General features: G+C 68.1%; 18 protein-coding genes and 1 pseudogene. 12 read left to right on the plus strand and 7 right to left on the minus strand.

What is annotated here, in order from left to right:
* Window positions 1–162: 162 nt before the first annotated feature.
* The gene (locus ABZY11_RS32370) at window positions 163–987 is read right to left on the minus strand and encodes an endonuclease (protein WP_356482569.1); all 825 of its coding nucleotides are present in this window, start codon (window positions 985–987) and stop codon (window positions 163–165) included.
* 251 nt (window positions 988–1238) lie between these two features.
* On the opposite strand from ABZY11_RS32370, the gene ABZY11_RS32375 reads away from it, so the two are divergent.
* From ABZY11_RS32375 to ABZY11_RS32390, 4 genes and pseudogenes are all read left to right on the plus strand, one after another.
* Entirely contained in the window at window positions 1239–1439 is a 201-nt protein-coding gene (locus tag ABZY11_RS32375) for a hypothetical protein (protein WP_189547551.1), read from the plus strand.
* 85 nt (window positions 1440–1524) lie between these two features.
* Window positions 1525–2682: a methyltransferase gene (locus ABZY11_RS32380; protein WP_356482570.1), complete on the plus strand. Its 1158-nt coding sequence runs from the start codon at window positions 1525–1527 to the stop codon at window positions 2680–2682.
* A 101-nt stretch (window positions 2683–2783) separates the two neighbouring features.
* On the plus strand, window positions 2784–3974 hold the full coding sequence (locus tag ABZY11_RS32385; protein WP_356482571.1) for an acyl-CoA dehydrogenase family protein: 1191 nt from the start codon (window positions 2784–2786) through the stop codon (window positions 3972–3974).
* A 116-nt stretch (window positions 3975–4090) separates the two neighbouring features.
* Window positions 4091–4237, plus strand: a pseudogene (locus ABZY11_RS32390) (helix-turn-helix domain-containing protein); the annotation flags it as partial.
* Window positions 4238–4260: 23 nt separating this feature from the next.
* Here ABZY11_RS32390 and ABZY11_RS32395 read toward each other — a convergent pair.
* Both ABZY11_RS32395 and dnaE read right to left on the minus strand, forming a co-directional pair.
* Window positions 4261–4857 (minus strand): hypothetical protein, encoded by a 597-nt coding sequence (locus ABZY11_RS32395; RefSeq protein ID WP_356482572.1) that lies wholly within the window; start codon window positions 4855–4857, stop codon window positions 4261–4263.
* Between the two features lie 624 nt (window positions 4858–5481).
* Entirely contained in the window at window positions 5482–9078 is a 3597-nt protein-coding gene (gene dnaE / locus ABZY11_RS32400) for a DNA polymerase III subunit alpha (RefSeq protein ID WP_356482573.1), read from the minus strand.
* A gap of 301 nt (window positions 9079–9379) precedes the next feature.
* Between dnaE and ABZY11_RS32405 the strand changes: the two genes are divergently transcribed.
* The gene (locus tag ABZY11_RS32405; RefSeq protein WP_356482574.1) at window positions 9380–10321 is read left to right on the plus strand and encodes a LysR family transcriptional regulator; all 942 of its coding nucleotides are present in this window, start codon (window positions 9380–9382) and stop codon (window positions 10319–10321) included.
* A gap of 59 nt (window positions 10322–10380) precedes the next feature.
* Here ABZY11_RS32405 and ABZY11_RS32410 read toward each other — a convergent pair whose 3' ends face one another.
* The gene (locus tag ABZY11_RS32410) at window positions 10381–10515 is read right to left on the minus strand and encodes a hypothetical protein (protein WP_356482575.1); all 135 of its coding nucleotides are present in this window, start codon (window positions 10513–10515) and stop codon (window positions 10381–10383) included.
* A gap of 252 nt (window positions 10516–10767) precedes the next feature.
* Here ABZY11_RS32410 and ABZY11_RS32415 point away from each other — a divergent pair, with 252 nt between their 5' ends.
* Both ABZY11_RS32415 and ABZY11_RS32420 read left to right on the plus strand, forming a co-directional pair.
* Window positions 10768–11661, plus strand: coding sequence for a tyrosine-type recombinase/integrase (locus tag ABZY11_RS32415; protein WP_356482584.1), 894 nt, complete (start codon window positions 10768–10770; stop codon window positions 11659–11661).
* Window positions 11662–12423: 762 nt separating this feature from the next.
* On the plus strand, window positions 12424–14010 hold the full coding sequence (locus ABZY11_RS32420; protein WP_356482576.1) for a DUF6262 family protein: 1587 nt from the start codon (window positions 12424–12426) through the stop codon (window positions 14008–14010).
* 159 nt (window positions 14011–14169) lie between these two features.
* Here the strand turns inward: ABZY11_RS32420 and ABZY11_RS32425 are convergent, their stop codons facing one another.
* On the minus strand, window positions 14170–14895 hold the full coding sequence (locus tag ABZY11_RS32425; protein ID WP_356482577.1) for a dienelactone hydrolase family protein: 726 nt from the start codon (window positions 14893–14895) through the stop codon (window positions 14170–14172).
* 270 nt (window positions 14896–15165) lie between these two features.
* Between ABZY11_RS32425 and ABZY11_RS32430 the strand changes: the two genes are divergently transcribed.
* From ABZY11_RS32430 to ABZY11_RS32450, 5 genes are all read left to right on the plus strand, one after another.
* Complete coding sequence (locus ABZY11_RS32430) at window positions 15166–15471, plus strand: hypothetical protein (protein WP_356482578.1); 306 nt, start codon at window positions 15166–15168, stop codon at window positions 15469–15471.
* A gap of 160 nt (window positions 15472–15631) precedes the next feature.
* Window positions 15632–15937: a tyrosine-type recombinase/integrase gene (locus ABZY11_RS32435; protein WP_356482579.1), complete on the plus strand. Its 306-nt coding sequence runs from the start codon at window positions 15632–15634 to the stop codon at window positions 15935–15937.
* A 72-nt stretch (window positions 15938–16009) separates the two neighbouring features.
* Window positions 16010–16333 carry a hypothetical protein gene (locus ABZY11_RS32440; RefSeq protein WP_356482580.1) on the plus strand — a complete coding sequence of 108 codons (324 nt, stop codon included), beginning with the start codon at window positions 16010–16012 and terminating at the stop codon, window positions 16331–16333.
* Window positions 16334–16351: 18 nt separating this feature from the next.
* Complete coding sequence (locus ABZY11_RS32445; RefSeq protein WP_356482581.1) at window positions 16352–17071, plus strand: site-specific integrase; 720 nt, start codon at window positions 16352–16354, stop codon at window positions 17069–17071.
* A 71-nt stretch (window positions 17072–17142) separates the two neighbouring features.
* Complete coding sequence (locus ABZY11_RS32450) at window positions 17143–17766, plus strand: DUF6000 family protein (RefSeq protein WP_356482582.1); 624 nt, start codon at window positions 17143–17145, stop codon at window positions 17764–17766.
* A gap of 363 nt (window positions 17767–18129) precedes the next feature.
* On the opposite strand, the gene ABZY11_RS32455 is transcribed toward ABZY11_RS32450, so the two are convergent.
* Window positions 18130–19515, minus strand: coding sequence for a site-specific integrase (locus ABZY11_RS32455; protein ID WP_356482583.1), 1386 nt, complete (start codon window positions 19513–19515; stop codon window positions 18130–18132).
* A gap of 87 nt (window positions 19516–19602) precedes the next feature.
* Complete coding sequence (locus ABZY11_RS32460; RefSeq protein ID WP_356482585.1) at window positions 19603–20262, minus strand: methyltransferase domain-containing protein; 660 nt, start codon at window positions 20260–20262, stop codon at window positions 19603–19605.
* Between the last annotated feature and the right edge of the window lie 190 nt (window positions 20263–20452).

The following is a 20452-nucleotide window of genomic DNA, read 5'->3' on the forward strand; positions in this document are numbered from 1 at the left end:
ACCGGCTCGCCCCGCCCGGCCCGCCCGGCCCCGGACAGCCGGACGGGCCGACGGCCCCGCGGTGCTTCGCCACCCGTGAGGAGGCCGTGGCCTGGTGCGCGGGCGGCGAGGCCGGCTGAGGACGACCGGCGGATGCCCGCCGGTCGTCCGGGGCGGTCGGGCCTACCAGATGGACTCGACCCACTCGGGGTGATCGATGAACGGGTTCCGGTTGTGCTGGTACTGGTCGAATATGACGTCGTTGCGCCGCTTCTCGAAGGTGTCCGGCGGGTCCTCCTGGCTCCACGCCTTCAGTACCGAGAGGCGGCCGATGTACGGCGCGGAGCCGTTGGACACCTGTTCGTTGGGTTCCAGGTCGGCGAAGGAGTCGTCGCCCTCGTAGCGCACCGCCATGTAGAGGATCATGCGGGCCACGTCGCCCTTGACCGCGTCGCGCGGCTCGAAGGAGTCGCTGTCCGTGTAGCTGCCCGGTGCGCCGCTGACCGCGCTGCCGCCGTTGTCGAAGTCCTTGTTGCCGCGGATCGAGTTGACGGTGACATCCTCCGGGCGCAGGTGGTGGATGTCGGTGCCGGGGCCGGTGGCGGTGCCGAAGTCGCCGTGGGACTTGGCCCAGACGTGCTCGCGGTTCCAGTCCCCGACCGAGCCGCCGTTGGAGTTCTTGGACTGGGAACGCCCGGTGTAGAGGAGGACCACGTTCGAGCTGTTGGCGGGGTCCTCGTCGGTGTCCTTGAGGGCTTCCCAGACCTGGCTGTAGGAGAGCTTGGTCTGGTTGCTGATGATCCCGTGCAGGGCGCTCTTCAGCTGGGTGCCGGTCTTGCCGAGCGCGTCCTGGTAGTACGTGTCGTCGAGTACCCGGAGTGGGGTCGCGGTGGTAGGCGTGGCCTCGGGTGTGGCGGCGGGTGCGGCGGCGGCGGTACCACCGAGCACTGCGAAGGCGGCAAGGGTCGCCAGCAGCGGGCGCCGGTAATGAAGGTGACGACGGGACATGTGGGGTGTCCTCTCCGAAAATGCGTGCGCCACGACACCGTCACAAGGTGGGTGGCGGCGCCGCGGCGGTCGTGTGGTACGTGGTAGGCGGGAGCCTTCCACACGCACCGTGACCATGGTGTGAACAGCGTGTACCTATCATGTGCAGGTCAAGTGAGGGGCTGGATCGTGACGCCCGGAGCGGATCGCGGGGCCTCGGATGCGGCGGGCCGGGCGCGGGGCGAGAATGACCGAAAGGACGAGGAGGCGGCATGAGCGACGAGCCCGAATCCGTATCCGCATCTCGGGGAGTGACTCCCGACAGCCTCTTGCACACCGGCGGCAGCGACAATCCGTCGGCAGAGGACCTGGTGCTCGCCTCCGGGCGGGACCTGACTCCGAAGAATCTTCAGTGGGCGGAGCGCAGGCTCGCCCGGGAGGGCCGGTCGGCGATCGACAAGGCGCTGCCGTAGGGCGACGCGGCGACGTGGCGGCCCGGCGGCCGGTGCGCGGGGAGTGTGTGGGCGCTCCCCGCGGCTCGGCTAGCCTGGGTGGACAATGAACCGTTTGACGACGTCAGGGGCCGGGTACGAGCTCGCCCGCTACCCCGAGGATCCGCGCGACCCGTTCCGGGCCTGGGACGCTGCCGATGAGTACCTGCTGCGGCGGCTGGAGGGGGCCGAAGGGACGGACCCGGTCGATCTGTCGGGCACCGTGGTCGTGGTGGGCGACCGCTGGGGCGCGCTGAGCACCGCACTGGCCGGGCACCGGCCCGTACAGATCACCGACTCCTACCTGGCGCAGCGCGCGACCCTGGCGAATCTGCACCGCAACGGCGTGGACGCGGACGCGGTACGCCTGCTGTCGGTCAGGGACACGCCGCCGGACCGTATCGACGTGCTGCTGGTGCGCATCCCGAAGAGCCTCGCGCTCCTGGAGGACCAGCTGCACCGGCTCGCGCCGGCCGTCCACCCCGGCACCGTCGTCATCGGCACCGGGATGGTCAAGGAGATCCACACCTCCACCCTCAAGCTCTTCGAGCGGATCATCGGTCCGACCCGCACCTCCCTCGCGGTCAAGAAGGCCCGGCTGATCTTCTGCACCCCCGGCCCGGGAACGGCTCGTACGCCCAGTCCCTGGCCGTACCGCTACGACCTGCCCGAGGGGATCGGCCCGGCCTCCGGCCGGACCGTCACCAACCACGCCGGGATCTTCTGCGCCGAGCGCCTCGACATCGGCACCCGGTTCTTCCTCGGCCACCTCCCCGCGCGCAGCGGCCCCGACCGGGTCGTCGACCTCGGCTGCGGAAACGGCGTCGTCGGGCTGTCCGCGGCGCTCGCCAACCCCGAGGCGACGGTCACCTTCATCGACGAGTCGTACCAGGCGGTCGCCTCCGCCGAGGAGACCTTCAGGTCCAACACCGGCCCGGACGCCGAGGCCGAGTTCCTCGTCGGCGACGGGCCGGCGGAACTGCCGCCCGCCAGTGTGGACCTGGTGCTCAACAACCCGCCGTTCCACTCCCACCAGGCCACCACCGACGCGACGGCCCGCACCATGTTCCAGGGCGCCCGCGACGCGCTGCGGCCCGGCGGCGAACTGTGGGTCGTCGGCAACCGGCACCTCGGCTACCACACCCGGCTCCGGCGCATCTTCGGCAACTGCACCACGGTCGCCGGCGACCCGAAGTTCGTCGTCCTGCGGGCCGTCAAGCGCTGACCCCGCCGGTACCGTCCCGGCCCTTCCGGATTCTTGCAACACGTTCTACTGTGTGCGCCGCCGCACACGGATGACGCGACCGCGAGACTCCCGGAGGGGCCGTGCACCTCGAATACACGCCTGAACAGCAACAGTTGCGCGTCGAGCTGCGCAGCTACTTCGCCGCGCTGGTCCCCGACGACGCCTACGCGCGCTATGCCGCCCCCGCGGCCCAGAAGACGTTCTACCGGGAGACGATCCGCCGCCTGGGCACCGACGGCTGGCTCGGCGTCGGGTGGCCCACGGAGTACGGCGGACGCGGACTGTCCCCGATGGAACAGTTCATCTTCTTCGACGAGGCCGCACAGGCGGGCGTCCCGCTGCCGCTGATGGCCCTCAACACCGTGGGCCCGACGATCATGCGGTACGGCACCGACGAGCAGAAGACGTACTTCCTGCCGAAGATCCTCTCCGGAGAGATCGACTTCGCGATCGGGTACAGCGAGCCCGACGCGGGCACCGACCTCGCCGCCCTCAAGACCCGGGCCGTGCGTGACGGCGACGAGGCCACCGGCCACTACACCGTCAACGGCCAGAAGATCTGGACGACCAACGGCGACACCGCCGACTGGGTCTGGCTCGCCGTCCGCACCGACCCGGACGCGCCACCGCACAAGGGCATCACCATGCTGCTCGTCCCGACCACGGACCCCGGCTACTCCTGCACCCTGATCAACACCCTCGCCTCGCACGACACCACCGCCAGCTACTACGAGAACATCCGCGTCCCGGTCTCCCGCCGCGTCGGCGCGGAGAACCAGGGCTGGCGGCTCATCACCAACCAGCTCAACCACGAACGCGTCACCCTCGCCGCCCACGGCACCATGGCGATCCGCGCCCTCCACAACGTCCGGCGCTGGGCGGCGGACACCCGGCTCACCGACGGCCGCCGCGTGATCGACCTCGGCTGGGTCCGCGCCCTCCTGGCCCGCACCCACACCAGGCTCGACGCCATGAAACTCCTCAACTGGCAGATGGTGTCCGCGGTCCAGAACGGAACCCTCACCCCGCAGGACGCCTCCGCCGTCAAGGTCTACGGCTCCGAGGCACGCCGCGACGCCTACGCCTGGCTGATGGAGGTCGTCGGCTCGGCGGGACCGCTCAAGGAAGGCTCGACGGGCGCCGTGCTGCACGGCGAACTCGAACGCGGATACCGCTCCGCCGTCATCTTCACCTTCGGCGGTGGCAACAACGAGATCCAGCGGGAGATCATCTCCTGGATCGGCCTGGGGATGCCGCGGGTACGGCGGTGAGCGCATGTGACGAGGCTGTTTAGTTGGCACAAGAGCGGGATAGTCGGCACCGGCCGAAGTCGCGGGCCAGCAGGTAGCGGGTCTGGCGCGCCTGCGAGCGCCACCGGCTGAAGAAGATGGCCTACGGCCACAAGACCCCACATCAGGCCCGGCAGCGGGAAACCATCGTGCTGCTGGCGGCCCGCGGGCGCTCCCACGCCCGGACAGCCGCGCAGACGCGCACGCACGTCGACACGGTGCGCACCTGGCGGGGCCGGTTCGCTGCCGGCGGGCTGCGTTCGGCACGCTACCGACGGGACGTTTCGGCCCCGACCGAACCGTCCTGCACCGGAACGTCAGCCCGGTCCGGCAGCAGTTCCGCGTTGAGTACGGCGATGCCCGCCTCGCCCTCCTCGAACAGGGCGATCAGCTCCTCGGGCCCGGCATCCGGACCGGCGGTGTGGTCGACGAGGAGGACCGGCTGGAACTCCCCGCCCTGCTCGACGGGGACGAAGCCGGTGGTCAGCTCGCGGCGGAGCAGGACGACCCGGTCGGCGTCGAGCGGATCGGAGGGCAGTGCTCCGGGCAGTACGCGCCCCTCCTCCGGGCGCGCCCGGAGGCTGTGGGCGAGGACGTCCCGGCGGGCGAGGAGCGTCACCGCGAGCCGGTCACCGGCCCGCTCGTAGCGGGCGGCCAGATCCTCCGGCAGCAGATAGAAAACGCCCTCCTCACCCTCGTGCCCCCGGTCGAGAAGAAGCCGCGCCAGCCGGGCTCCGGGCTCGTCGGCGTGCGAACCGAGCCCCAGAAACACATCACGCCCACCGGGCCCGAGGGAGGGCACCGCCCCGATCCACAGCTCGGCGGAGCCCTCCGGGGTCCGCTGGGTGTCGTCGTCCTTCGTCATGGCGGCGATCCAAGCACACGGCACCGACAGGCCGTTGTCAGTGCGCTGCTCGCGGCGCAGCGCCCGGGAGTGACCCGGTGACCACGTCGTACGCCCCGAAGGAGCCCCTGCCCGCGCTCTCGGCGGATCTGCGGCCCCTGGCGGTGGAGGCGCTCGACCGGATCCTCACCAGGAAGTCCGAGCTGCTCGAACTCTGCAGGAGTCGGGCGCCGAGGAGTGGAAGGCGGGGGTGCGGAGACTGCGGGAGGTCCTGGCGGGAGCCTGACCCGCGCGCCCTGCGGGGCTCTCCCCGAGACGCGGAAGGGGAGCCCCCAAAGTGCGCGGCGGGGGCTCCCCGGTACGAGGCGGGCGGCCTGGCGCCCGGTGCGGCGACGCGGGCGAGCACCTTGTCGAAGCTGCACACTGCTGCGACGCGGGCTCGAAAGCGGCCTTGGGGACCAACGGAACAGTCAGTATCGGTGAGATTGATCTTGAACAGTCAGAGGACCCGGCGGCATCCCCCGGGTTCTCTGTAGTGGTGGGGCCATCGCAGGTCAGCCCTGCAGTGCGAAGTGCGCGAGGAGACGTTCCTTCTGGTTTTGGATGTCCGCAGCTCGATGGCATCCCACCTGGCGGTCCTTGGCATCATGCGATGCCCGCCCATGCTTCAGCTCCGAACGTGCCCTTCACGTCGGAGGCGATGGTGGTGGCGTTCACCCTGGCTTGCAGGGCGTAGACGGTGGTTTTCCGTGCGCCGCGGACGCTGAGACGGACCGGGCTGTCGCCCGGGTGGGCTGCGAGGATTCTCTTCAGTTCGCTCACGGACCGCTCCGTGACCCGGTGGGCGGGGAGTTCAAGTCGTACGGGAGGTTTCCCGCCGTGCTCGGCCGAGGACACGTCCAGCATCGTCAGCTCTCTGCCGAAGATGTTCACGGTGCCGTCGCGGTCTTCGATCCTGCCTTTGACGGAGATGACGTTGTCCTCGGCCAGCGCGTGCTGCACGAGCCGGTAGGAGGCGGGGAAGAAGAGGACCTCGATGCCGGCGTCGCGGTCTGCGAGGTTCACAATGGCCCACGCGTTGCCCTGTTTGGTCATCTTGAGCTGGATACCGGTGATCAGCCCGGAGAGCTGGATGTCTCCGGTGGTACGGCCGGAGGTGAGAAGTTCGGCGATGGAGCAGTCCCGGGCTCCGGTGAGGATGTGCTCGGCGCCGTCCAGTGGGTGGGCGGAGACGTACAGGCCGAGCATCTCGCGTTCGGTCGCCAGGAGTTGGCGGCGGGGCCACTCGGCGTCGTCGATGGGGAAGTCCAGGCCGAAGGCCGGCCCGTCGCTGCCTTCTCCGCTGAGATCGGCGAAGAGGTCGTCTTGACCGAAGCTGGCCGCCTTCTTCACGGGAATGATGGCGTCGATGGCGTCTTCGTGGATGGCGGTCAGGCCCTTACGCGCATGTCCCAGGGAGTCGAAGGTGCCGGCTTTGATCAGGGATTCGACGGCCCGTTTGTTCAGCGCGGGCAGGTCGGCCTTGTCCAGGAAGTCGGGGAAGGAAGTGAACTTCCCCTTACTGCGGCGGGCACCGACGATGGCCTCGATGGCGTTGTCGCCGACGTTGCGTACGGACCGCAGTCCGAATCGCACGTCGTCGCCGACGGCGGTGAACTCCGCGACGGACTCGTTCACGTCGGGCTGGAGGACCCGGACGCCGTTCTTGCGGGCGTCGGCCAGGTAGATCGCGGCCTTGTCCTTGTCGTCGCCCACCGAGGTGAGCAGGGCGGCCATGTATTCGGCCGGGTAGTTCGCCTTCAAGTACGCGGTCCAGTAGGAGACGAGCCCGTACCCGGCGGTGTGGGACTTGTTGAACGCGTAGCCGGAGAACGGGAGCATGACGTCCCACAGAGCCTTGATGGCTTCCTGGCCGTAGCCGTTGCCCTGCATGCCGCTGTGGAACTTGTCCCACTCGGCGGCCAGCACCTCCGGTTTCTTCTTGCCCATCGCGCGGCGCAGCAGGTCGGCGCCGCCCAGGGTGTATCCGGCCAGTTCCCGGGCGATGGCCATGATCTGCTCCTGGTAGACGAGCAGATGGAAGGTGTTGCCGAGGATCGGCTCCAGGGCGTCGCGCAGCTCGGGGTGGATCGGGGTGATCTCCTGGCGGCCGGTCTTGCGGTGCGCGTAGTTGGTGTGTGCGTTCGCCGCCATGGGACCTGGGCGGTAGAGGGCGTTGACCGCGGCGATGTCTTCGAACCGGGTGGGTTCCATCTGCTTCAGCAGGACCCGCATGCCGCCGCCGTCGAGCTGGAAGACACCGAACGTGTTGCCCTCGGCCAGCAGCCGGTACGTCCTGGCGTCGTCCAACGGGATCACGACGGTGGCGGGATCGCCGTCCAGAGGGTCCACGGTGGCCAGGTCGATGCCACGGTTCTCGCGGATGTTCTCGATGGCCTGATCGATGACGCCCAGGTTCCGCAGCCCCAGGAAATCCATCTTGATCAAGCCCATCGCCTCGCACGACGGGTAGTCGAACCCGGTGATCTTCACGCCGTCCGAGGCGCGCATGTGCAGCGGGATGCGGTCGGTCAGCTTCGTCTTGGACAGGATCACCGCAGCGGCGTGCACACCGGTACCGCGGGTCAGGCCCTCCACCCCGCGAGCCGTGTCCATGACCCGCTTCACGTCCGGCTCGCTGTCATACATCTGCCGGAGCTCGCCGGCCTCGCCGTACCGCTCGTGGGAGGGGTCGAAGACGGCGGCCAGCGGGGCTGACTTGCCGTTCTGGTCCGGCGGGAGCGCCTTGGTGATCCGCTCACCGTGGGAGTAGGGGTAGCCCAGGATGCGCGAGGAGTCCTTGGCCGCGTTCTTGGCCTTGATCCTGCCGAACGTGTTCACCATGGCGGTGTACTCGTCGCCGTACTTCTCGGTGACGTAGCGGACCATTCTGTCGCGCTGGCGGTCGTCGAAGTCGAGGTCCACATCCGGAGGGTTGATGCGCTCGGGGTTGAGGAACCGTTCGAACAGCAGGCCGTGCTCCAGAGGGCACAGTTCGGTGATGCGAGTGGCGTAGGCCACGATGGAGCCGGTGGCAGAGCCACGGCCCGGGCCGAGGGGGATCTTGTTCTCCCGGGCGTGGCGGCAAATGTCCGCCACGACGAGGAAGTAGGAGCTGAAGCCCATGGGGCCGATGACCGTCATCTCGGTCTCGAAGCGGTCCAGGACGTGCTGGGGAACCGGGTTCCCGTAGCGCATCGCCAGGCCCGCGAGGACTTCCTTCCGCAGCCACGACTCCTGGGTTTCACCCTCGGGAACGTCCGGGAACTGCGGCATCTCGTCGACGTAGTCGAAGACCTCGTCATAGGACTCGATGCGCTCGGCGATCAGCAGGGTGTTGTCGCAGGCTTCGGGAAGATCCGAGAAGAGCCTGCGCATCTCGGCGGCGGTCTTGAGGTAGTAGTCGGATCCGTTGAAGCGGAAGCGCTTCGGGTCATCTTTGTTCTTGCCGACACCGATGCACAGCAGGCTGTCGTGGGCGTCGGCCTGGTCCTCGGTGACGTAGTGCGCGTCGTTGGTGGCCAGGAGAGGGATGCTCAGCTCCTTGGCCAGCCGCAACAGGCCGTCGCGGGCGTTGCGTTCGATGTCCAGGCCGTGGTCCATCAGTTCCAGGAAGTAGTTCTCGCGGCCGAAGACCTCCTGGTAAGCCGCAGCGGCGGCCTTCGCCTCGCCGTATTGGTTCAGCCGCAGCCGGGTCTGGATCTCGCCGGAGGGGCAACCGGTGGTGGCGATGATGCCGTCCGGCCGCTCAGCGATCAGCTCGCGGTCCATGCGTGGCTTGCCGGCCGGGAACTGGCCCTCGTAGCTGGCCTGTGTGCTGAGCCAGAACAGGTTCCGCAGGCCCTGGACGTTCCGCGCCCACATGGTCATATGGGTGAAACGGCCGCCACCCGAGACGTCTTTCGATCCCTCACCGTCATCGCTCACGGCGCGGCGGCCTCCCGGCCCCCAGAACTCCTGCTTCCGGCCAAAACGGGAGGAAGGCGCTACGTACGCCTCGATACCGATGATCGGTGTGATGCCCTCGAAGCCCTTCGCGACCTGCGCGAATTCATAGGCGCCGAACATGTTGCCGTGATCGCTCATGGCAATCGCAGGCATCTGCTGCCGGGCCACCTCGCCGAACATCGGCTTCAGCTTCTGCGCACCGTCCAGCATCGAATATTCGGTGTGATTGTGCAGGTGAACGAAAGAATCCGGCACGGGTGAGTTGCCTCCGAGGCGAGTAGGAAGCCCCACCCCGAACAGAGCCGCGATGGTGACCTTGCCAGCGACCGACCGCACCGGCATCGGCAGATGGGCGGGCTATTCGGTCCGTCGCGGTGTGATCGCGTGGGCGGGATGACCAGCAGCATCGAACCTGCCTGGGCAATCGCCCCCTGTCGCACCGCCCCGCAACACCACACGTTGACCAGAGACATCAAAGCGGCCAGTACGCAAGGGAATCAAACAACCATTTCACCCCTACGACTCAACCGTTGGTTGATCACCTAGGATGGCCGGCGTGGACCTCACTGCCGTGTACACCTTCGTCACCGCCGTAGACGAGGGACAGTTCCAAGAAGCCGCCACCAGCCTGTCGATCACCCCGCAGGCCGTCTCCAAGCGCATCGCCGTGCTGGAGAAGGACCTCGGCGTGCAACTGTTCAGCCGCACAGCGCGCGGGGCCCGGCTGACGATCGACGGCCAGGCGTTCCTGCCCCACGCCCGGGCTCTCCTCCAAGCCGAGGAGCGGGCAGCCGCTTCCGTACGGCCAGGAACCCGCCCGCTACGCGTCGACGTGATCGGCCGACAGCTCTCTCTGGCAGGACTGCTGCGTGACTTCCATCGCGCGCACCCCGACGTCGACCTCGATGTGGTGACCCTCTTGGACTCCGCGACGGCCATAGCCGCCATCCGGTCCGGAACGATCGATGCGACCTTCCGCGCCGTCACGATGCCGGGGCGCCAACTCCCCGACGACATCGAGGCCACCCCGGTCTTCGACGAGCCCCTCCATCTGTTCACCGGACCAGCCCATGAGTTCGCTGCCGCTCGCAAGATCACCCCCGCCCAGCTCGCCGGGCGTCGGATCTGGATGCCCGGCAACGTCCCCGGAACCGAGTGGGCCGCCTACTACGACGAACTCGCCACCGCGTTCGGGCTCACCATCGACTCGATCGGCCCCGACTTCGGAATTGAGCCCCTCCTCGACACGATCGCGAGTTCCTCGACGCTGGCGACCTTCGTCAGCGAGCAGACCCCTCTCGTCTGGCCCGCCGGCCATGACCTGAGGCGCATCCCCCTACACAGCCCGATCCCGGTCTACCCGCACTCACTGCTCTGGCGCACCGACAATCCGCACCCTGCCCTCACCGCGCTCCGCACCCACCTCAGTTCCGCATACCCCGGTCGCCCCGAAGGCGATATCTGGACACCGAAGTGGGCTCAGCACCCTCCAAGTTAGGCTGGCGAAAACAACGCCACGAGCCGACGGCCGGAGGAGACGTTGGGCGCCTCGCTTCCCTACTCATCGTCGTCCTCGTCCAGACCGACGGCGTCCGGGTCGCGCAGCGGCCGCAGCCCGTCGCCCGGCTGGGAGGCGGTGAAGCTGTAGCGGCCCAGAACGGTGACTGTCACATCTGTTGCGTTCATCGGCATGCGGGCATTCAAGGCCGAACGTGCCGTGTCCCCCGGCGACGAGTCAGTGGCATGGGTGGTCGTCTCCGAATCCTACGAGCTCCACCAGGAGGCGTCGGCGTACTTGGCGTCGCTGCGGGCCCGGGACTGCTCGCCGAACACGGAGCGGGTGTACGCGGGCAGGGTCGCCTGTACCTGTCGCACTGCGTTGCGAACGGCCTGGACTGGGCCGCGCCGGGGTTCGTCGCACTGACTCGGTTCCTGCACTGGTTGGTGAAGGAGCCTCTGCCGCCCCGGGGTCCGCGGTCCAGTGCGACGCCGCCCTACCGGGACAAGGCCACGGCGAACCAGATCCTGACGACGGTGGGCGAGTTCCTGAGGTTCTGCGTCCCGTTCGGCTGGGTGACGCGGGCTACGGCGGCGATGCTGTCCGAGACCAAGTACCTGTCGTTCCTGCCGCCCGGCTACAGCCCCGGCGAGGACGGGCAGTTCCGCACGGTAGAGGCCAAGACCATCAAGCTCCGGGTGGCGTTGCCGGGCTACGAGTGGTTGAGCGACGAGCAGTTCGCGCAGTTGCTCGCGCTGACCGTCCGGGCACGGGACCGGTTCCTGGTCTATCCGCTGGGGGCGACGGGGATCCGGATCGGGGAGGCGCTGGGGCTGCACCGCCAGGACATGCACCTGCTGCCGGACTCCTCAGCGCTGGGCTGCCAGGTCTCCGGCGGGCACGTGCACGTGCGGCGGAGGATGAACAGCAACGGAGCGCTGGCGAAGGCCCGCAGCCCGCGGTGGATCCCGGTCGATCCGGACGTGGCGGGCCTGTACGCCGAGTACGTCTACGAGCGGGGCCAGGTCCCGCAGGCCGCCGAGAGCGAGATGGTGTTCGTCAACCTCTTCCGGGCCCCGCTCGGGCAGCCGATGAAGTACCCCAACGTCAAGGACCTGTTCGACGGGCCGGCCGTCAAAGCCGACTTCGCTGCCCGCCCGCACATGCTCCGCCACTCCGCCGCCACGCGGTGGAAGCGGAGCGGGACTCCGGACGACGTGATCCAGAACCTCATGGGACACGTCTCCCCGTCCTCGATGATCCCCTGCATCCGCGCCACCGACACCGACAAGCGCGAGGCCGTCGAACGGCTCACCGCCCTGTGGAAGGACCGCGCATGACCAGCACCCTGACGCTGGTCGAGCGCATCGCGCCGGCCCCGGCGCAGAGCGATGCCAGGTTGGAGGAGTGGCGGACCTACCTCGCGGGGCGCATCGACCCCGACTGGCGTCCGGACGAGTGGGACATGGCCCTGTGGCTGTTCACCGGCGACGTCGACAACCCCCGCACCGTCGCCTACAGGTGCCGCACCCCCCAGTGCCCGGGGGTGAATGCCGCAGCCAGAATGAGGTGCAGGAGTTGCGAGAAGGCCCTCGAACGCGGAGCGCTGAGCGCGGAGGAGTTCGACGCCACCTACATCCCTGCTACGAGGCTCCAGGCTTACAAGGCACCCGCCCGATGCGCGGTCGGCCCGCAGGACGGCCGATGCCGGCGACGCGTCTCGGTGCGCGGCCTGTGCAGAGCCCACTACAGCCTGTGGGTCGCGGTATTCAAGCGGCGGGGGCTGGAGGACTCCGAGAAGAACCTGGCCGCATGGGCGGCCACGATGCCCGGCTACGAACCACTGCCACCGTGCTTGGTGGTCGGGTGTTCGCCGGAGTCCGCGGTCCGTGCACGTCTCTGCCCGACGCACTACTACCGTTGGCAGGCCAGGGGCGAGGAAGCGCGGGGCTCGGTCGAGAGCTGGGCGAGTCGTCAGGCTCCCTACCTGAGCGGCAACCAGATCTCCCTGGCCCCGTTGGCCCCGGCTCGAAGTGCTGTTCGCCCTGCAGCAGCGGGACACAGTCGGCAGGAAGCTGGATCCCCGGGCTACCCGGTCGATCGTGACCCAGCTCCTCGACCTGCCCAGCCTTGTCCTGGCCCCGCCGGAGAGCGTCACCCGGCAGGCGTTCGGCCGCACCACCAGTGTCATCGCCCATGCCCAGGAGATGCTGCGTCATCTGCGGGTGGCCTTCGATGACTTCAACGGCATCGACGCCACGCAACGGGTTGTGTGGGACCTGCCAGCTCTCGGGATCGGTTCGGCTACCGGTGTCCGGCCGCGCCGCCACGCAGGGACGGCGGACTTCACCGAGATCCGGCAGCCGTGGCTGCAGGCGGTCGTGATGCAGTGGGCCCGCAGCAGCAATCCCACCGGCGGCAAGCTGTCCACGAGAATGGCCGCCTGCCTCGTCGCCTCCCGGGCCCTGGCGCTGCGGCCGGGCGGCGGCATGGACCCCGGAGTCCTGGGATTCGCGGACATGACGGCCGTCGTGGCCGCCTTCCGTACCCTGCTCAGGAAGGACGGCCGTCCTTACAGCGAGAAGCACCGGCACACCGCACTGTCGAACTTCTGGCAGATCCTGGAGTTCGGCAGGTGCGCCGGGATGCTGGACACCCTTCCGGGTCTCTTCGGCCGCCATCCCGCACACCGGATCGCAGTGCCCGAGCCGAACGAAGACGAGATCGGCAAAGCCGTACCCGAGTCGGTCATCGCCCAACTCGAACGCCTTCAGGGCGCGTTGGGCGATAGCCTCTCCCACGGTTCGATGCCTTCTGAAGAGGTCAAGGAGATGTGCCGCACCCTCTACGCGGTCATGCGGGACACCGGCCGACGCCCCAACGAGGTCGTCACCTTGAAGGTCTTGAAGGTGGGGTGCCTGGAGCGGGTCGACGGCCACTACAACCTGATCTGGGACAACAACAAGGGCAAGCGACTGCGGCGACGCCTGCCCATCGACATCGAATCCGCGGAGATCATCCAGCGGTGGGAACGCCGCCGGGCTGCACTGGCCGACTTCGAGCACGGTGACGGCTACCTGTTTCCCGCTGCCACGGAGCGCAAGGACACGGGGCATCTCGGAGCGGACTTCCCCTCCCGCATGCTTCGGGTTTGGGTGGACGCCCTGCCGCAACTGGAAGTCCTGGCGGTACTGCACGACATGGTCGCCCGCGGCGAGCCCGTCACCTTCGCGGCCGTCGCCAAGACCGCCGGGGTGTCCAACTGGCTGGTCTACGCCGAAGGCGTCCGTGAGCACATCGACGCCGCCCGTGCCCGGCAGGCCGTGCACCCGCCGAAACCCAGCACAGGGGCTTCCGTCAGCTCGGCGGGCTTGAAAACCGATCTGGCGCTGGCTCGCCAGGAGATCACCGCACTGCGGGAGGAGCAGGACAAGCTCAAGGACGCCGTGCGACGACAGCTGGGGCAGCAACTCGACCAGGTTGGCACGGGCGAGCTGGTGGCACGCATCGACGAGCTCAGCCGCCAGAACGCCGAGCCGACCGCCGAGAGAGACGCGCTGACTCGGGGCAAGGCCGAGTGGGAGGAGAAGCTTGCCGAGGCGGAGGAGGACCGGGACGCGGCTCGCGCGAGCCTGCGCAGGATGATGCGCAGGAAGAACACCAACCCGGATGCCCCCGAAGCCGGATGAGCCCTGTCATCGGGCGGAGCCGTTCCCGCCGCCGAGTGGGAACGCCCTCGCAGAGCACCTCGTCCCAATTTCTCTGAGCTGCGGTGATGTCCCACAAACCGGATCCGGTGGCGGTCTACCGGCCTGGCTCGCGGCCCGGAATCGCGGTTGCTGACCAGATCACTCCGTTACGGGCAGGCACTCGGCGAGCAGGTCGATGACGTCGTGCCAGGCGCGCTGCGCGTGCTGTGGGTGGTAGCCGACGCCGGGACGCACGGTGTGGTCGACCGGTGGGTGGTGGAAGGCGTGCAAGGCGCCGCCGTAGACCGCGAGGCGCCAGTCGACGCCCGCGGCCTGCATCTCTGCGGTGAACGCGTCCCGTTGCGCGGGCGGCATGATCGGGTCTTCCGACCCGACCCCGGCCCACACCGGGCAGCGAATGCGCGCCGCCTCGCCCGGTCGGCCCGTGGTCAGTGCGTTGACTGTCCCGATCGCGCGCAGGTTGACGCCATCGCGCCCGAGTTCCAGCCCGATGGCGCCCCCGGTGCCGTAGCCGACGGCGGCGATCCGGTCGGGGTCGGTCCGCGGTTCGGCGCGCAACACGTCGAGCGCCGCATGGCCGATGCCCCGCATCCGGTCGGGGTCGGCGAGCAGCGGCATGCAACGGGCCAGCATCTCCTCGGGGTCACCCAAATAGCGCCCGCCGTGAAGGTCGAAGGCCAGCGCTACGTATCCCAGCTCGGCGAGAGCATCGGCCCGGCGGCGCTCGACGTCGCTGAGCCCCGTGCCCTCTGGTCCGAGCAGCACCGCGGGCCGGCGGTCGACACCGGCCGGGAGCGCGAGGTGCCCGATCATCGTCAGACCGTCGGCCGGGTACTCGACCGTGCGCGTTGTAACCGTCGTCATGAGACTGGACTGTAGTGATCGTCGAGCCCGGTCGGGCCGGTGTTCACCGCTGGCAGAACAGCGCGGGTGTGCCTCTGAAATGCGGCGATGGCTCACAAGATCCGTCACAAACCCCGTTCCCGCGGGGGCGTCGACGCCCAGCAACATGCCTAACTTCCCTTGACAAGCAACAGGGGCCTGAACTGCATCAAGACTTGACAGCACTAGATAAAGACGGTCCTGCGCGGTTTCTACGACTTCCACCTCGACCGCGGCACGGACACCGTGCTGGTGAACCCGTTCCCGCTGGACCGCTCGCGCCGGGGCAGCCGGGCCCACGAGCACCACAACCCGATGGACGCGTTCGCGCCCACCCGCACCGGCCGCTACCGCCCCAAGGTGCCCAAGCGGATCCCGAAGAGGATCCCGGACGACAAGTTCAACGAGATCTTCGCCGGTCTGCGCTCGAACCGCGACCGTGCCCTGCTGGCGTTCTGGGTCTCCACCGGCGCCCGGGCGGACGAGCTCCTCGACTCGGTCGAGCGCGACGCACTGCCGGGCCAGCAGCTGATCTCGGTGACCCGCAAGGGCACTTGAGGACGTCCAGCTGCTGCCGGCCTCCAGTGACTCGTTCGTCTGGCTGCGGATCTATCAGCACGAGATCTGGGCGAAGGGGGCGCCGCACGGCCGTGACGAGCCGCTGTGGTGGACGCTGCGGCGCCCCTGGCGCCCGCTGAACTATGCAGCCGCCCGGCAGATGTTCGCCCGGGCCAACCAACTGCTGGGTTCCAACTGGACCCTCCACGACCTGCGGCACACAGCCGCCTTCCGGATGGCCGAGGACCCCGAGATGCCGCTGCCCCACGTGCAGTGGATCCTCGCTCACGCCCGGCTGACGACCACACAGATCTACACCACCACCAGCGCCGACGAAGTGGTCGAGAGCGCACTCGCGCACCACGCCCGTCAGGCCCGGCGCCGCGAGGACCCCCAGCCCGCTCCGTTCTCACCTGCCTACAACCCGGACTCGCTGAGCACCCTGTTCGGAGGCCCGACCGCATGACCTCGTCCGTCACAGCCCCACCCGTCTCGCACCCGGTGCCGGCACCTCATTCCGGTAGCTCTCTCACAGGCAGTGCGGCGCTTTCCCATCCCCGCGGTCTCCAACAAGAAGCGCCAGAAGCTGCAGAAGTCCTGGTCACACCAGCGGACCCGCGAGCGGCTCCCGCACCTTCCCGCCCTCGTCCGTGCCGCCGACCAGCACCTCAAGGACGCCCGGGCCCGCCTCGGCGCCATCGAAGCCACCCCGGCCGGAACCGAGTTCACCGTGCTCGGCGAGACCTACCGCAAGGCCCGCACCTCGAACTGGGCCGCCGACCCGCACCGCACCACGACTGCCCACCTCCAGCCCGACGGCCGGCGGACCGACCTCAAGGCCGCGGAGAACCGCGCCTTCTGAGCCTGGGCCACGATCGAGGTGCTGAGGCACACCGGCATCCGGATCGAGGAGATGCTGGAGCTCAGCCACCACAGCATCCTGCAATACCGGCTGCCCACGACCGGCGAAGTCGTCCCGCTGCTGCAAATCGCCCCGTCGAAGACCGACGAGGAGCGCGTCCTGCTGGTCACCCCCGAACTCGCCGACGTCCTGAGCGCGATCGTCTACCGGATACGTGACGCCAATAGGGTCGTCCCCTTGGTGGTCAGCTACGACGCGGCCGAAAGGGTCTGGAACCCACCCATGCCGCTGCTGTTCCAATGGCAAGTCAACGGCGAGGACCACATCCTGTCGGTCAACACGATCCGCAAAGCGCTCAACGAGGTGATCAAGGCCGCCCAGCTGACCGACGCAACCGGCGAGCTGCTCGACTACCAGCCCCACGACTTCCGCAGGATGTTCATCACCGACGCGATCATGAACGGTCTGCCCCCGCACATCGCACAGGTCATCGCGGGCCACGACGACATCAACACCACGATGCACTACAACGCCGTCTATCCCAGCGCAGCCGTCGCCGCCCGCCAGGCGTTCATCGCCCGGCGCCGCAGCCTGCGACCCGGCGAGGAATACCGCGTCCCCACCAGCGAGAAGTGGGAGGCATTCCTGGGCCACTTCGAGCGCCGCAAACTCTCCCTCGGCGCCCTGCGGCCGGTCATTCGGCAGCGAGTGTGTCCACGATCACACAGGCTTCTCTGAACCAGCGATCGCTACTCGGGGCTCTGGGTAAACCGCTGGCAGCTGGGTCCTCGCCGGGCAAAGATGGAGCCATGCGCGATGCCCACACCGACCCCGAGCTCATGGACGTGGTCCGACGATTCGTCGCGCCCGGCCGACGGTACCTTCGTCTGGGTGGAAGCTTCCTGCGGTTGAGCGGGCCTGAGCGCGAGCTGTTCGTGAGGGACCTGGTCCAGGCTGCCGGGGAGATCACTCCCGCTGAACTCGGCATCCTTTTTGAAGGGGGTTGGCGAGAGCGTAGGACTGCCTCCTGGCTGGTTGCTGTAGCCGGCAGGACCGAGTTCCGCAGCCGCATCGGCGAACTCCTGCTGGCCAGCGGAGGCCCCTACGGCGGGGCCTACAGCATCACTCTTGCCACCTTCGGCACCAGCGCGGACGCCGATCTGGTCTGCAGATACCTTGATTGCTACTTGCCTCAACCCGAGCTGGGCTACGACCGGACCTTTGCTCTCAGCACACTGCTTCACCTCGATGCGGTCCTTGGGACCGAGAGAGCATCCCCATACCTTGCCGCCGGTGGCCTGTGGCAGCAGTGGACCGATGCCACGCCGAACGTAGTGTGGGATCCGCAGGAGTACCGGCATGTCGTGGACCAGCTCTGTTCCTTCGCCCGCGAGTGCGCTGAACCCTTTGCCAGAATGGAAACCAGGCACTGAGTCTCCCGACCTGAGCGCTGGACGCCGACTGCTTCGGACCTCTCGGTAGTGTCTGGGCGATGACAGGAAACCAGGGCCGCTGGTCAAAGATCGACCAGGATGGTGGCATCGAGGACGTGACACTCCTCATCCTGGAATGGCTGGGTGAGCAGGGCGTGAACGCCATGATCAGAGTGGACGCCGAGAGGGTGGCCGACAACGCGCCGGCGTGGACGTTCGCTGCCAGTGGGGTCCCTTGGAGCATGGCATGCGTGCTGACGGGAGGGCTGTGCAGCAATGCATGTCCACAGCCCTGTCCCAGCTGCGGGAGGCCGGGCTGTCGGTTCCGTTTTGATCTTCGTCTTCGCTCGCCTCTGGCTTCGATCACGACGTTGGTCTCGGCGCCCCAGCGGTTCCTCCGGACCGGCTGAAGCCCGGCATTCCGAGCTGGACCGCAGCCAACTGTCTCTCGGCCAGTGCGTCGACCTGGGCGAGCTTGTCTTCGGCGCCGGCCAAGCTGACCCGGAGTCCTTCGATCTCGCCGGGCCAGCCCTCGTGTTCGGCTTCGGCGATGCGGGCGACGAGGTTGTTGCGGATCTCCTCCAACCGGCCGCGCTGGGCCGGGTCCGGCCGGAGGAGCGAGCAACGAATGCAAGCGTGTTCATGAACACAAGGGCTTGAAAAGGCACGAGCGCAGGTGCCGATGGAGACCTTGCGCTTCTCGAAGTGTGTGAGGAAGGCGTCCCATTCCTCCTCGGTGGGGGTTCGATACTCACCGCTGGGCCGGGTGGCCCTGCGGCGGGCGATGAAGGCGCGATGGGCCTCGATGGTCTCGGCAGGGTAGATCGCCTTGTAGCCCATCGTCGTATCAAGACTCTTATGCTCGCAGAGCACTTGGGCGATATGCGGTGGTAGGCCGTTCATGATGGCGTCGGTGACGAAGATCCTGCGGAAGTCGTGCGGAGAGAAGACGAGCGGTTCGCCGGCGGCATCGGTCAGGCTCGTGGCGGCCAGCGCGTTGATCAGAAGCTTGCGGAGCGCGGTCGGGGTGAAAGCGCGTTGTTCGGTGCCGATATCGCGTTGGAACAGCAGCGGCAGCGGCATCGGCGGGTTCCAGACCCGCTCATGGACGTCGTAGGAGGCCACCAGCGGGATCGCGCGGCTGCTTCCCCGCAGGCGGCGGATGATGGTGGAAAGGACGTCTGCCAGTTCCGGGCTGACCAGTACGAGCCGTTCGCTGTCGGTCTTCGACGGGGCGATCTGCAGCAGGGGTACGACTTCGCCGGTGCTGGGGAGCCGGTATTCGGTGATGCTGTGGTGGGTCAGCTCCAGGAGCTCCTCGTTGCGGATGCCGGTCAGGCGCAGGACCTCGATCGCGGCGAAGGCCCAGAAGGCTTCGGTCTCCTCGTGGGTGAGGTTCCGCCGCCGCCCGGTCGAGGTCTCCTCTGCCCAGGTCAGGTGCCCGGCGGCCTTGGGCGCGGCCGCTCTCCGCAAGGCTCCGGCGGTGTCCGGGATCAGATCCCCGGGCCGGGTGTGCTCGGCGGCAGCCAGTAGTTCGGCTGCCGCCCGGCCGAAGTCGACGGGCTCAGCGTCAGCCTCGCCGCCGCCGAGGACAAGCTCGCCCAGCTCGACGCCGAAGTCGCCCGCCGATCCACCGTGGTCCACCTCGGCCTGCCCACCTTCAGCCAGATCGCCACCCGATCCACCGAACCTTCGTAGTTCAGAGAATGGCTCGGCGACGTCAAGGACCTCACGCCTCGACGGAGCCAAAGACTGACGTCAGGCTCCGCCGGTGCCCTGGCGGAGCCGGTTACATGAGGCGGCGCGAGTGACCTGCAGTTTCCCTCAGCGATCAACTTACTCTTCTTGGACAGCAGCCTGGCGGCGCGCAAGAATCATCCCCCCGAGCTTGCTCTCGGCCGAGGTGAGTGTTCTATGCGACTCGACGGCGAAGCCAGCATTGTTGAGCCACGCAATCAGTTGGTCGGGCTGCCGCCGATGGACGTAAACGTTCATCGGGTGCCCGCCATAGCCCTCGGTCTTCAACTGCGACTCATCACCGACGTGGAAGCTGAGTAGCAACGGTCCACCAGGCCGGAGCACGCGCTGGAAGTGCGCGAAGACCGAGCCGATCTCGTCGTCGGGGACATGGATCAGCGAATACCAGGCGACCAGCCCAGTCATCGAGGAGTCGGCGAGGGGGAGGTCCGTCATGGAGCCGAGATCGAACCGGAGACCAGGGTGATCACGCCTGGCCACCTCGATCATCCCGGGCGACAGGTCAATCCCGAACGCGTCCAAGCCCAGCTGATGCAGGTGAGCCGTGATCCTCCCCGTCCCGCATCCCACGTCAGCAACTGACCCGCCGCCCTGGGCACGCACCAGGTCGGCAAACAACGCCAGGACAGCACGCTCCTCAGGCGTTTCGTCCAGGAGGTGACGCGTCAGGTCCGCATAGCTAGCAGCCACGATGTCATAAGACGTCCGCGTGTCTTCCAGCCAGCCGTCAGTGTTCAGTCCCGTTTCCACGACCGTAGGTTATCCAACAGCCCAACAGCCCAACGGGTCGGGCCTCTTGGTTCAGAGAAGATGGTGAATCGCCCCGGGTTTGGTGGAGACATCGAAGACCCGGAAGGATGCCGATCATGGCTGCTCCCCGTAAGTACCCCGATGAACTGCGTGAACGCGCGACGCGTCTGGCGGTCGA

The organism is Streptomyces sp. NPDC006510, from assembly GCF_040611955.1.
Classification (GTDB): domain Bacteria; phylum Actinomycetota; class Actinomycetes; order Streptomycetales; family Streptomycetaceae; genus Streptomyces.

Excerpts from the sequence above, each read along its gene's own strand:
- ABZY11_RS32370 (WP_356482569.1), bottom strand. The coding sequence starts at position 987 with ATGTCCCGTCGTCACCTTCATTACCGGCGCCCGCTGCTGGCGACCCTT.
- ABZY11_RS32375 (WP_189547551.1), top strand. The coding sequence starts at position 1,239 with ATGAGCGACGAGCCCGAATCCGTATCCGCATCTCGGGGAGTGACTCCC.
- ABZY11_RS32380 (WP_356482570.1), top strand. The coding sequence starts at position 1,525 with ATGAACCGTTTGACGACGTCAGGGGCCGGGTACGAGCTCGCCCGCTAC.
- ABZY11_RS32395 (WP_356482572.1), bottom strand. The coding sequence starts at position 4,857 with ATGACGAAGGACGACGACACCCAGCGGACCCCGGAGGGCTCCGCCGAG.
- ABZY11_RS32410 (WP_356482575.1), bottom strand. The coding sequence starts at position 10,515 with ATGCCGATGAACGCAACAGATGTGACAGTCACCGTTCTGGGCCGCTAC.
- ABZY11_RS32425 (WP_356482577.1), bottom strand. The coding sequence starts at position 14,895 with ATGACGACGGTTACAACGCGCACGGTCGAGTACCCGGCCGACGGTCTG.
- ABZY11_RS32435 (WP_356482579.1), top strand. The coding sequence starts at position 15,632 with ATGTTCGCCCGGGCCAACCAACTGCTGGGTTCCAACTGGACCCTCCAC.
- ABZY11_RS32450 (WP_356482582.1), top strand. The coding sequence starts at position 17,143 with ATGCGCGATGCCCACACCGACCCCGAGCTCATGGACGTGGTCCGACGA.